We start from the raw sequence: 13,769 nt of genomic DNA, 5'->3' as shown, positions 1-13,769 counted from the left end.
AAACGGTTATTCAATAATTGAATCTTTTTGGGTGTTTACGGAGAATAAATGATTTCCCTGGTAATTTGGGGTAAGTTTAAATAGCATCTGTTTTCGATCTTGGGAGGGAAGCCCAAAATCAAAATAGACTGTTACCCGAAGATATGTTGTGGTACCTTCAAAGAGCTGCAAGTTTATCTGCCATTCGCCTTTGGGTTCTTCCTCAAAAAAGAATTGCTTCGTGGTTAAACCCTGCGGATTTTCGCTATTGTTCCAGGTTTTGTATTGCGATTCAGGATTGATGATCTGAATACCCAAATTGATCTCGGGATTACTCCAGGTCATTACAATTCTGGTGGGAGATATCAATGGTGATTCTGTTGTTCCTGAACCAAGCTTGCTTGACATCCCAGGCTTAAATAGCCCATTTATTTCAGCATTTTCAGGAATACTGCCATTTGCCACCTGGTCATTATATTGATTGTATACCTCTGCCGCTTTATCCCTGTTTCCATGGGCGAGGTAGGCATTGGCAAGATCAATATAGGATTGGGGAGTCAAAGAATCCTGTTGCAAAATTTGAAGGTAGATTTCCAAAGCCTGAGCATTTAGCCCTAGTGTTTCCTGGTTGTAAGCGAGTGATCGTAAAGCCGGAATGTTTTGCCCGAACGATTTGGGGACATCCTTGAGCAATTGGTTGGCTGTTTTTCCATCATCCCAGCGTCCCCTAAAATACTGCGCCAAGTCCAAGAAAAAATAAGGTTGCGTTGCATAAGCATCGGTATGGGTTTTCAGTAATGCCTTTGCTTCTCGATGGGATGTAGCTCGGCCAAAGACATCCATATATTCAGGATTCTCGGGCACATAGCTGCTTTTGCTATCGAATAGGCTGTATAGGCTATCCCGCATTTCCGAATTGTCGTATCGTCTGATAATTCCCATTTCGTCCATTCGGTTTTTACCCTTGGTATTGACGATAATAACACCGCCAACCCCTCGAGGGCCGTATCTGGAAATTGCGGCATTGCGCTCCAAAACAACCAAACGGTCTATATCTGCTGCGGAAAGGTAAGTTGGTGTGCTTTCAAAAATCATCCCGTCCACATCAAATATGGCTTTGGGAGGATTGATAGAATCGACATAGGCTATTCTTCTCAGATATACTTCTACATCAGGTACATGGGGCGGCCTCACAACCCGCATGCTGGGGACGTGATTCTTCAATGAGGCCAGAAAATCTGTTCCTACATTGATAAGATCTTTACCTTCCACAAAGCGCATGGCAGTGGAAGAACGATCTTTATCCAGAATTCCGAAAGATGTCTTGATTAGATTGGTGTTTTCTTGATAATCCGCGAGCAGATCTTTTTGCCTTTTCCGCTTCCTTTTTTGAACAACCACTTCCCTTAATTTGGTAGTTTGTGGGGAAAGGACCACTTTCAAATCTTCCATTTGCTCGTCAGCAACTAGCTCAATAGTACCAAAACCAATCGAGGAGATGACCAAAACTTCACCTATCGTCGCTTGTATGACAAACTGTCCTTGGGCGTCGGAATTAGTACCAAGCTGTGTATTTTTGATCAATATATTGGCATTGGGAATAGGGGTTTCCCATACATCGGTAACCTTCCCCGAAATGGTTACTTCTGTGGTTTGGGCATAAAAGGGTATGGTGATTGCCAAAAATAAATAGATGGGAAGATGCTTCATTTTTAGATTGATTTATAAACTGTGCTTTCCAAAATGTAATTGGAAGACGGAGTTTCGATTAAAATTAATCAAAATCCTATGAGTGTCTAATAATTAGATTTTTCTAATGGTTGGTAGGTATAGGGCAACGCATAATTTTCAGATACAAAACTAACTTTGAAATCCATTGCCCTCACCGGAATTATTGCATGTCGGGTTCTTCTATCTCATTGCCATTGGCATCCAGCTCTTTATCCAAATAATAGAGTCCATCCAGATAGGGGGTATATTGAGAAATTGCAACCCCAAGATTGTTCTCAGAAAGTTCCCCTTCTTCGTTAAACCTTCTTACCTCTTTGTACAGCCCACACGGCCTTAAATTGTATTCATAAATTGCCGTGCCATATTTATCTTCAATTGGAGATAAATCCACATCCAAAGTCGCTATTCTTGAAGATTCTCCCATTGCTGCCCATTGATACTCAATTTTATGATATCCTGATGGACCAATAACTGGATTAAGGCTTTTGTCCAAATAAACAAAGGACAAGGTATGGCCTAACTCATCCAACTTCCATTTTTGAATGGAAATTCCGCTAGTACTGTTCGCGTATTGATCAAATTCATTGAAGTATTCAATACCAATTCTAAACTGCCTTTTGTCATAGATGGTGTTTATAGCACTAATACCTTCAGGGTTTTTTGCCCTTCTTCCAAATGAATCGAAATACTCGGTTCTTATTTTATGGTTGTACTTATTGTAATAGAATCGGGTTTCGGCGACACCAGAATTTAACTTCCCTTGAGAATTGTATTCATATTTGATGGAGTCGAGTCCTACCTTGTTTAAAAGAAACCGAGTTTTAAACACTCCTTCGATCAGGGCAGGCTTCATATCTATATCGTAATTTGTTCGCTCCAACAAGTTGCCCGCTTTATTATATTTGTAAACATTATAGGTAACACTATCAGCTGTGACCGCCAGTTGATTGTTGGCATTCAAATACGTTGTCCTAGATTTGTGTCCGTTGATGTCATAATCCCAGCGAATAATGGCAACGTCCGCCTCAAAGGGTTTTAACCTACCTATGGAATCGTATGATGCTGTCTCAATTTTATTCCCTACTGTATTATATCGATAACGATATTCAACTATTCCATCCTCAATTTTTGCAAAATTGCCGTCGGCACCGAAATAGGTTTCCGAAACAGTTTCCTTTTTCTGGTTAAGTTTCTTTTTGATTATGGCAATTTGGTTTTTATTCTCAATTAAATCACCGTAGGCATCAAGATTGAATTCTTTGATGACGCTATCTCCTTCATAAACAAATTTGGTTGCTCCCCATAATAAATCATTGTATTTGAGCACTTTTTCCGGGTAATACTTGGCTTCAAATTCAATTCGGCCCAGGGAATCGTATTCCGTTATTTTTTGAAAGTAATCATCGTTCGCAACTACGGGAAGATGATTCTTATTAAACCGTTTGACCTCAACATCCCTATCATAAAGATCGTAGGTGTACTCGTAAACTGATGCTCCATTGTCGTCATATGTTTTTTCACCATTTTTGTCCAAAGATGTCACTCTAATGGTATTGCCACGTTCATCGTAGTCATAAGCTAGATGGTAGTCCGCTAAATGAAATGCAAATTCTTCACTTTCATCAAAAAGGCGATAGTAGATTTTTTGATGTTTTTGATTGAATTCCAATTCACGACGAGCTATATACTCGGTATCATTTTTTAATTTTTTATGTCGATCGTAATTTTCGAAAACAACAGTCCTGTCCTTCTCATCAAGCACTCTTTTCTCATGAAATATGCCTTCCTTATTTGGAATGATTTTCCCAGCTTTATTTAGGTATGTTGCATAGTATGATTTCTCGTTTGAATTGTATTCCCATACTGTTTCATAAATGGATTGCTTTACTATCCTATCACCTCTATAATCAAAATACCGCACAATCCTATTCTGGTTTTCTTGTATACGGATTTTTGTTAAGCATGATTTCAAATCCTGGTTATATGTTTCATCAGGGTTCAAATAGTGAATTTCGAAATTGCCCTTATTGTCTTCTATAATTTTGGTAACTGCCGTGTCGAAGTAACCTCCGTTCAACAATTTCCCATTCTTGTAGAATTTGACGATTTTTTCCTTTGTTCCCTTATATGAAACTTCGTAGGTGTTTCCGAATTCAATATCCTTTTCACCAACGGCGTATGAGGTTAATACGTTAAGGGTATGGGTGAAATATATGCGACGAAAAAAACGAGTTTGGTTTTTGGTGAAATCGTAGTAACTATAGATGTCCTCATTCTTGTAGTAGGAGGTTTGTCGAAGCCAATCGTCAATTCTTCGTTCCCACAGTTTTTGAATTTCCCAATTGGCATTATGATCTGTGCTATCGTCATACGCAGTTTGGAGACTGTCCAGTTTAATGGAGTACTTGGACTTCAATTCTTTAATTGCTTTTAAGGATAAGCCGCCAAGGCCTTTATTTACAATTTCTTTTCTTAAAAGTCTTGCGCAATATTCGGTGATGTTAAAATGGTATTGTTCATGGATGAGCACATTTTCAGAATCATATTGGCCTCTTAACCGTTCCGATTGATTCGGGTTCATGAAGGCATACACTTTTGAGTCGTTTTCCGTAATCAAATTTGGACAAGCTATATCGGAATAAACCGTTGCTACATAGTTTTTCTCGAGATATCTTACCAGTTCAAAATCTTCCCAGACCAGAGGTTTTTCTGACCACATGATCATATCCTTGTTTCCCATGCCTGTCCTATGTGTGAAACCAAATATGATTATGGCAGTAAGAAGAAAACTGGAAAGGATGATTTGGTTTTTTGTTTTCATATTTCCAGAGAAGGTTTTTTAAAGACAATTTTATAAAGGGCATACGGGATGTACGTAAGTCCGAGGAAAACGGCTATTAGAATAAACTCAAAGAAAACCAATTGAATGTCAATTTCCGTACTTCTAAAACAGAAGGTGTAAAGCCTTATGGAGATAAAAAATATGGTTGCGTAGAGAATTCTTTCTTTGAATAGTTCCTTTTGATTGGCATTTAGGGCAAACCCCCGATAGTTAATTAGCAAAGCCAAAAAATAAAAAGGGATTGAAGAAACCAAAAGCACCAAAGAAAGATGAAAATCAGAAATGGGAAGGTATTCCCACAGGATTACAGCGGCAAAAACATTGAGCAAGACAGGACTACTAATTTTAAGCATGTTATGACCTAGAGAATGGTTTGGACTTTTAGGTTTTGTAAAAACGTCCGATTCTGATATGGGCGGAGCTGTTTCTTTTGGGTTGTTACCATACTTGTTAACTCCATCTTCTCCTTTCTGGAAAAGCATTAGAATACCGTAAAAAGGAATAAACTGAAAAAAACCACTAGTTCCCAAATCATGGCAACGTTTAGCCCCTTGGGCAACAAGAAACCACACCATGGCAGCCAATAGTAAATAGAAAAATGCGACTCCAACCAGTACTTCTTCCCACACTAAAATGATAATTAAATAAAAAAGGACATAAATAACATAGCTTATTCCATATTCAAGACGTCTTATACGGCCCTCAAAGGAAAACGGGTTTTGAAACATAGAGGTTGTCGTAGGTTCTGTAGTTTGGCACTAAAATAGAAGAAAATATTCAGCGAGGAAATTACTTTCATGGTAGAACATGAATAATCGATGAAATCCTATTCCTAAAGAATATAACTAGGACCAAAAGGGTCAAATTGATACTCTACAACACTGTCAACTCAACAAGAGTATTGCTCATAGTGGTTTGACCCAACCTCTTCTTTCAAAGATGACGTTCTTTTCAATAATTGAAAGACTTTTGGTTTGGATTACCTCATCATCTTTAGTGGTCTGGGAAATAGTTTTTTCATTACGTTTCCTATTTGTGCCATAAAATTCCTTTTCTGGAGCTGAGCCTAGTTGAATTAGGGCAGTGAAGCTACATTTCCTAGAACTCTGATACTGTTTGATATGTAATATATGTTAACGTACACATTTTTTCTTATATTGCATGCAAACCTTGACTTTGGAGCAAGAATTCTTGCACTAAATCAACCAAATTAAGAAACGTATTCCAGAAGATAACTCATGGAAATTGGGAACAACAATAGCTCCACAGTTGTTATTGATGTCTCCATTAGTGCCTTCGGTCTAATTATTTCTGTCTTCTTTTATCAATTAATTAAATTCTAAATGGAAATAGGAAAAATGGGTTTTAGAATCCTTTTGGTTATAGTGGCAATTTCGGTGACTTTACCGCTGGCCGCACAAACCAACACCAAAGCTTCAAAAACTGTCAAAGTGCTTTCGTTCAATGTCTTTGGTGGTAGAACCACAAAAGGGGATTTGAATTTTGAAGTTGTGGCCAAGGTAATTCGGGACGTGAACCCAGATTTGGTAGCCTTGCAGGAGGTGGATTATAATGTTAATCGATCTAGAAAGGTGGATTTGGCTACCGAGTTGGGCTGGCGAACCAAACTCATACCCATATTTGCCCGCGCCATGTACTATGACGGAGGAGAATATGGGGAGGGAGTATTGTCAAGATATTCTTTCTTGACAACCCGGAGCGTTCCGCTTCCGAATATTGAAGGACAGGAACCTCGCACAGCTTTGGAAGTGGTTGTTGAGCTACCATCAAGGGATACCATAGCCTTTGTGGGCACCCATTTTGCACATGAAGGACCGGCAGGAAGAGAGCTTCAGGCCAAGGCGTTGAATGAAGTTTTTACTAAAAATAAATACCCGACCATTTTGGCCGGTGATCTAAATGCAAGACCAGGAAGCAAAATCATAACAATTTTGGAAGAGTTTTGGGAACCTACTTATAACAGGGAAAACCCAGAGCCTACTTCTCCTTCGCATGATCCCAAATCAAAGATTGATTATATCATGTTTTACCCTAGAAACAAATGGAGGGTAGTGGACAAAGAAATTATTGTGGATACCTATGCTTCCGATCACTGTGCGTATTTGGTGACCTTGGAGCTTTTAGATTGATTTGGCCAACACTTTAGGTTGGCAATGGTAGAAATAAACTAAGAGAAAAAACAAGAAAATGCTAATAAAATCCATCAAAATAATAATATGTCTTATGGCATTGCTGGTTGGGTGCAAACCGAACCAAAACAAAGTCGCCAAAAGGACGAATGTTGTATTTATTTTGGTGGATGATCTAGGGTGGAAAGACCTGGGCTGTTATGGCAGTACATTTTATGAGACTCCCAATATTGACAAACTAGCACAATCAAGTGCCGTTTTCACAAACGCCTATGCAGCAAGCCCTGTTTGCTCCCCAACCCGGGCCGCGATTTTGACAGGTAAGCATCCTACAAGGGTTGGAATCACGGATTGGATTCCGGGGTTTGACCCCAAGGACAGGACACTTTTGGGACCCAATGATTTGCATCAATTGCCCTTGGAAGAAACAACTTGGGCAGAAGCCCTGAAGCAAGAAGGATATCAGACCTTTTTTGCAGGTAAGTGGCATTTAGGTGATGAAGGGTTTTTTCCGGAAGACCAGGGATTCGACATTAACAAGGGAGGGCACCATATGGGGCAACCTCCGGGAGGGTATTATTCGCCCTATAAAAACCCCAAACTTTCTGACGGCCCGGAAGGAGAGTACTTAACGGATAGATTAGTGGACGAATCCTTGGAATTCATGGAGGTCAATAAGGAGAATCCGTTTTTGTTGTACTTATCCTTATATACGGTACACACGCCAATTCAAGCTAGTAAAAGACATTTGGAAAAGTTCAGGATAAAACGACAGACCCTTGCCGATTCCATTCCGCGGATTGCAAATGAGGGAAAAGGCTTTACAACCCAAGGCCAAACCAATGCGGAATATGCTTCCATGGTTTACGCCATGGACGAAAATGTTGGTAGGGTTTTGGACCGACTGGAAGAGCTTAACTTGATGGACAATACACTGCTGGTTTTTACCTCGGACAATGGAGGTTTGTCAACCGTGGCTAACGCAAATTGGGTGGCACCCACGGATGTTCTGCCCTTGCGTGCCGGCAAAGGATGGGCCTATGAAGGTGGCATCCGTGTCCCGTTGATTATCAAAAAACCCAACAGCGATGATGGTATGGTTATAGAAACCCCGGTCATTAGTATGGACTTATATCCCACGGTTCTTGGCACATTAAAATTAGAGACTAGACCGGAACAACACCAGGATGGGGTGGATCTAAGTGGGCTATGGGAAAATGGAGCAGAAGCGGTTCATGATGTGCTTTTTTGGGATTTCCCGCATTATCATGGGAGTGCTTGGACCCCTGGATGTGCACTTAGGAAAGGAGAGTGGAAGGTGATTCAATTCTATGAGGAAAACCGAGTGGAACTGTACAATTTGAAAGAGGATATTGGAGAGCAGAACGACTTGGCAGAGGTACATCCTGAAAAGCTTGGGGAGCTACTGAATGAATTGGAAAAAGTGAAAGCACAATTGGGTGCGAAAGCTCCTACTAAAAACATAAATTATAAAACTAATAGCGAAATTGAACTTTGATGACCATTTTTTTGAGTACCTTATATGTGTACAATTCAGGTCGTCAATAAAGTATCCTATAAAAACAGGGGAAGACTTTTGACAATAACTGACTGAACACCACAACTAACTAACTAACTTAACATGGCTTCACCTAACCTCAGTGCAGCTGCAAAAATTCATCGGATAACGGGCAATTCGAAAACAAAACCGGATACCTGTAATTTTGATGCTCCCAAGGAATGGAAATTGTTTTGTGATGGTAGCGAAGCTGCATTCGTAAAAATCTACAATCACTATTTTCAAATGCTCTACAATCTTGGCAGGCAATTCTCTGGAGATACGGAATTATTAAAGGATGTATTACAGGAAACGTTTATCAAGATCCGGGAAAAAAGGGGCAAACTTCATAAAGTAGTTTCAGCAAAGGAGTTTCTCATTAAATGCTATAGAAACAACATTCTGTCCGAACAGAAAAAGCGGAAAAAGAATATGACCTTGAATTTTTCAGCAACACCTTACGCGTTCCATTTAACCCCATCACATGAAAGTGTCCTGATCAATAGACGCTTTGAGTCCGATCAAATAAAATTGATTCAAGATTCCCTCAACAAACTTACCCGGAGGCAAAGAGAGGCTATATATTACCTCTATTATAATGGGCTTACCTATGCCCAAATAAAGGATGTAATGGGTTTTGCCAGTGTAAGGGCGGCCCGAAACCTAATTTACAGATCTCTGACCGAGTTAAAAAAACAGGTGGAGATTTTGGGGGAACCCAAAAAAATAGGATAAAGCGTTGTTCGGCACCATTTAATTCAAATTTCAAGCAACTTTTTTTATTTCCAATTAAAAACTGTAGTTGCCTAATAATCAATAGTTAACAGTAAGGAAGCATACAAATTGACAACATAAGTCTTAAATTTTTGCAAAAAAGGCAATTTTTTTTGATGTCATTTAACCTTTTCTTAAGTCTTTATAATACAGGAGAACACCAAATGGACTATCACGAGTATGAACTTGAGGATTTTTTAGCCGATTCTGAATTTCGGGATTGGGTAACTAAACCAAATAGATCTTCGCATTTTTTCTGGAAAAACTGGTTGGCTGCAAACCCTTCTAAAAAAGATACGGTATTAGCGGCCAAGGAGATTCTTCTTTCCCTTAGCTTTCATCTGGACAATGAGTTGGATGATAAGGCCAGGGAGCAACTTTTAACGTCCATTTTGGGCAAAAGAAACCTTATTCCAAAAAGTAACGGGAGTAGTTTAATGTCCTTTGCTCTTCCCTTGGTAGCATGTGGATTGTTGTTCTTCGGTTTGGTTATAGGAATGCGGATGTCCGCAACAACAGAGTTGGTGCCAACCACCCAGTCCATTACCTATTTGGAAAAAGAAAACCTGAGGGGAAAAAAATCAAGGATTACCCTTCCCGATGGTACAACCGTATACCTTAATAATAATAGTAGAATCAAATATGCTTCCAGATTTGTCAATGACAGACAGGTTTATTTGGAAGGTGAGGCCTACTTTGAGGTAGAAAAGGACCCAACCAAACCTTTTTTGGTTAAATCCAATGGATTGGTGACCAAGGCCTTGGGTACTGCTTTTAATGTAAAGGCTCACAAAGGGAAAAAAGTGGAAGTTGGATTGGTGGAAGGTAAAATTTCCGTTGCTCCTGTGCTCGAGGACAAGAAAGTTGGAATCATTGATAGCCCTGGAGGTAAAGCCACTTTTACCTCGGAAGATGGGGAACTTAACTTTTCGGCCTATGCCGATATGGATTTTTATAAGTGGACCAAGCGAACTTTGGTCTTTAAGGCCGCTGGTTTTGATGAAATTGAGGAGACCCTGGAAAACTGGTACGACGTGAACATTACTGTTCGCAATCTGAAGAGGCGTGTTACCTATACAGGTGAATTTCCAAGCGAAAGCCTGGAAAGTGTTTTGGCGAGGATAGCCTTCGTGGAAAAATTCTCATTTAGGATAGATGAGGAAGATGAAAGGGAGGTAACGATCTATTTTAAGTAGCGAAAAATGGAACTTAAACAATTTGAAATAATAACCACTAAAACTTAAACGTATGAAAATGAAAAGCTACCCGTAAAAAATAAGTTTGCTCCAAAGAAAATGGCACTTTCGATGGAGGCAAACTTATCATCAAAAGTTCAATTAAAGTATATCAACTAAACCGATGTAAAAGTATGAAATTTAAACTATCTAAAACAGTCGCTATGCTCTCTAGGATATTTATTTTGCAAATGGTGTTCTGCTATTTTGCAATGGCTAATGAGGGGTATACGCAAAGTATGAAGGACACCTACCTTGAGTGGAACTCAGACCGACAGGTGAAGGTATTGGATGTCTTTGAAGAAATCGAGAACCAATCTGCATTCAAATTCAATTATGACGAGAATGATGTGAACAAGAGGACAAAGTTCCAAATTGCCCTGGGAACACATTCCGTGTACGACTTGTTGGAGCAGATAAGTAAAGAGGCTTCCTTGAATTTTAGAAGGATGAACAGCACTATTGCTGTGACGCCAAGACTTGAAGAAGCTGCTCCTGAAATTATTGAAAAAGTCGTTCAACAAACCGTGACAGGAAACGTTACAGATGACACGGGAGCACCTTTACCTGGGGTAAACGTTGTGGAAAAGGGAACATCAAATGGTACATCTACCGATTTTGATGGAAACTATACCATTTCGGTTTCAAGTGGTGCAGTACTAGTGTTTACTTCCTTAGGGTTCACTGCCCAAGAAGTTGCTGTGGGCGGACAATCAACCATTAATGTATCTATGGGTGAAGACGCAGAGCAATTAGGAGAAGTGGTGGTAACCGCTTTGGGTATCAAAAGGGAAGAAAAAACCCTGACTTACGCCCAACAAACTGTAAGCGCCGATGAGATTACAAAAACAAGAGATGTAAACTTCCTTAATAGTATCAACGGTAAAACCGCTGGTGTGGAAATCAAGAAAAGTAGCTCAGGTGCTGGTGGATCCACCAAAATTGTACTGAGAGGTAACAAATCTTTGACTGGGGACAGTACCCCCTTATTTGTAATCGATGGTATTCCATTGGCAAACAATCGTGGCGGTCAACCTGGTATGTGGGGTGGAACTGATTCCGGAGACGGTATTTCAGCCTTAAACCCAGATGATATTGCAAGTATCAGTATCCTAAGGGGAGCAAACGCAGCCCTACTTTATGGTAGTGCTGGTGCCAATGGAGTGGTATTGATTACCACCAAAGAAGGACAAGCTGGTAAAACTACGGTATCCCTGAACTCAGGTGTTACATTTGAAAGTGTTATTGAGACGCCAGATCTTCAATTTAAGTATGGCGCGGTAGGAGAAGCCAAGGAAAGCTGGGATACAACTCCTGGTAACTATGCCAGTAACTACGTGGATGATTTCTTTTCTACAGGAGCCAACTTTATTAATTCACTTTCCGTGAGTGGTGGAAACGACAGGACTACGGCTTATTTCTCGTATTCCAATACAACAGCTACCGGGATTACTCCAGATAACACGTATTCTAGAAATAATGTATCCTTTAAACAATCTACCAAACTATTGGATGATAAGTTGACCGTAAGTTCGAATATTATCTTGTCCATAGAGAATTCCGAAAACAGATTACCTTCAGGATATTACCTCAACCCATTGACAGGTCTGTATTTCTTCCCAAGGAATCGTGATTTTGAAGATACCAGGGTCAACTACCAGATTTTTGATGAAAGTAGAAATCTAATGGCCCAAAACTGGTTTGTAAATGATCACCACCAGTCCAATCCGTATTGGATAATTAACAACCAACCTAGGGACCAGAACAACAGAAGGGTTATTGCCAACTTAACGTTGAACTATCAGTTGGCGGATGCACTTAACCTTCAGGTTAGGGGTAATTATGATTATGCCAATGTTACAAGGGAGCAAAAGCACGCTGCTACTTCCAACCCAACCAATGTAAACATCAATGGTACTTGGGATTATCACAAATACGAAGATCGTTTGATCTATACTGATGCCATTTTGACTTATGATTCCGATTTATCTGATGACTTTAGTCTAACGGCACTTGTGGGAGGTAGTTATACGGAAACTGATTATGGAGATGGTGTACGGGTAACCCCAAGTAGTGGTAACGGACTCATTTATCCAAATGAATTTAATTTCCAGAATTTGGCCTTGACTCAGACACCGGTTCGTTCGGTAACCAATGGAGTGATCAAGAAGCAAGGTTTGTTTGCCAATGCCACATTGGGTTATAAAGAAATGTTGTTCTTGGATTTGGGTGGAAGAAATGACTGGGCTTCGACCTTGGCACTTACAGGAAATGATTCCTACTTCTATCCATCCGTAGGTTTAACGGCTATTGTCAGTGAAATGTTTGAAATGCCAGAGGCCATCAGTTTTGCAAAATTCAGGGTTTCCCAAACCCAGGTGGCCAATGAGGTGCCTTTTAACAGGATCAACCCTCAGAACAGTATTTCCGATCCAGTTGGTAGTTTAACACGTAATACGACCAAGCCATTTACAGATGCTGAACCGGAAATCATTACAAGTACCGAGATTGGTGCAGATTGGCGCTTCTTTGGTAATAGACTGGGAATTGATTTCACCTATTATCATATTAAGTCCGAGGATCAGTTTATTACCGTTCCTTTAGATGCATCTGACCCAGAGTCTGAAGGTAGATACACCCAGAAATTCATTAATGCTGGTGAAATTGTAAACAAAGGAATTGAGGTTTCGTTGAATGGTACTCCAATTCGAAATGACAACTTGGAGTGGAATACAGCTTTCAACATTACAAGGAACAGAAGTGAGATTGTGGATATAGGTCCAGATGACGAAAGGATTATTGATTTGGGATCATCTGAAGGCTATAGATCTAGATTGGTTGAAGGTGGACGATTCAATGATTTGTATGTATTGAAATTCCGTAGGGATGATCAAGGAAGAATCCTGTTCGACGATAACGGTAATCCGCTAAGAACCCAAGATTATGAATTGATAGGTAACCTTGATCCGGACTTTACCTTAGGTTGGAACAATACAGTATCCTTTGGAAGATGGAGTGCAAGTGCCTTGATCAACGCAGTATTTGGTGGTGAGGTATTTAGCCAAACAGAATCCATGTTGGACGGTGCAGGAGTTTCACAGCGTACAGCGGATGCACGTGATGCAGGAAGTGTTGCGGTTAATGGTGTTGTGGAATCTTCGGGAGCTGCGGTAACCAGCGTAGACCCAGAACAATGGTTCCGTTTCATCGGAGACCGTAATGGTGTAGGTGAAGCTTATGTGTATGATAGAACCAATATTAGATTGGCACAATTGTCTTTGGCTTATGATATTAACTTGGCCAAATTGAATATGCCTTTCATACAGTCAGCTTCCATTGCCTTTATTGGTAACAACTTATTCTTTTTCAAAAAAGATGCACCATTTGATCCGGAATTGGCCATGAGTACCAATAGAAATTCTGTTGGATTGGATAACTTCAATCTACCTTCTACAAGGAATTATGGACTGAACCTTAAAGTAACTTTTTAAAAAATGGAT

8 protein-coding genes are annotated in these 13,769 nt (G+C 40.0%); 5 read left to right on the top strand and 3 right to left on the bottom strand.

The window, feature by feature from the left end:
- Positions 1–6 precede the first annotated feature (6 nt).
- The 3 genes from ACO6S0_RS11060 to ACO6S0_RS11050 all read right to left on the bottom strand — a co-directional run bounded on the left by ACO6S0_RS11060 (position 7) and on the right by ACO6S0_RS11050 (position 5,280).
- Positions 7–1,689 (bottom strand): carboxypeptidase-like regulatory domain-containing protein, encoded by a 1,683-nt coding sequence (locus tag ACO6S0_RS11060; RefSeq protein ID WP_422348440.1) that lies wholly within the window; start codon positions 1,687–1,689, stop codon positions 7–9.
- A 181-nt stretch (positions 1,690–1,870) separates the two neighbouring features.
- A complete protein-coding gene (locus ACO6S0_RS11055; protein ID WP_422348439.1) occupies positions 1,871–4,531 on the bottom strand; it encodes a hypothetical protein in 2,661 nt (886 codons plus the stop codon).
- Positions 4,528–5,280, bottom strand: coding sequence for a DUF805 domain-containing protein (locus tag ACO6S0_RS11050; RefSeq protein ID WP_422348438.1), 753 nt, complete (start codon positions 5,278–5,280; stop codon positions 4,528–4,530). The genes ACO6S0_RS11055 and ACO6S0_RS11050 overlap by 4 nt, the downstream gene beginning before the upstream one ends.
- 615 nt (positions 5,281–5,895) lie before the next feature.
- Here ACO6S0_RS11050 and ACO6S0_RS11045 point away from each other — a divergent pair.
- The 5 genes from ACO6S0_RS11045 to ACO6S0_RS11025 all read left to right on the top strand — a co-directional run bounded on the left by ACO6S0_RS11045 (position 5,896) and on the right by ACO6S0_RS11025 (position 13,760).
- Complete coding sequence (locus tag ACO6S0_RS11045) at positions 5,896–6,702, top strand: endonuclease/exonuclease/phosphatase family protein (protein WP_422348437.1); 807 nt, start codon at positions 5,896–5,898, stop codon at positions 6,700–6,702.
- A gap of 94 nt (positions 6,703–6,796) precedes the next feature.
- On the top strand, positions 6,797–8,221 hold the full coding sequence (locus ACO6S0_RS11040; protein ID WP_422348436.1) for a sulfatase: 1,425 nt from the start codon (positions 6,797–6,799) through the stop codon (positions 8,219–8,221).
- A 123-nt stretch (positions 8,222–8,344) separates the two neighbouring features.
- Positions 8,345–8,995: an RNA polymerase sigma factor gene (locus tag ACO6S0_RS11035; protein ID WP_422348435.1), complete on the top strand. Its 651-nt coding sequence runs from the start codon at positions 8,345–8,347 to the stop codon at positions 8,993–8,995.
- A gap of 155 nt (positions 8,996–9,150) precedes the next feature.
- Entirely contained in the window at positions 9,151–10,230 is a 1,080-nt protein-coding gene (locus ACO6S0_RS11030) for a FecR family protein (RefSeq protein ID WP_422348434.1), read from the top strand.
- 173 nt (positions 10,231–10,403) lie between these two features.
- Positions 10,404–13,760, top strand: a complete 3,357-nt coding sequence (locus ACO6S0_RS11025) for a SusC/RagA family TonB-linked outer membrane protein (protein WP_422348433.1) — start codon at positions 10,404–10,406, stop codon at positions 13,758–13,760.
- The last annotated feature ends 9 nt before the right edge of the window (positions 13,761–13,769 follow it).

Origin of the sequence: Flagellimonas sp., assembly GCF_965233845.1 — a bacterium.
GTDB lineage: Bacteria > Bacteroidota > Bacteroidia > Flavobacteriales > Flavobacteriaceae > Flagellimonas.
Note: the sequence above shows the minus strand (reverse complement) of the source record. Positions and strands in the feature narration are given on the sequence as shown.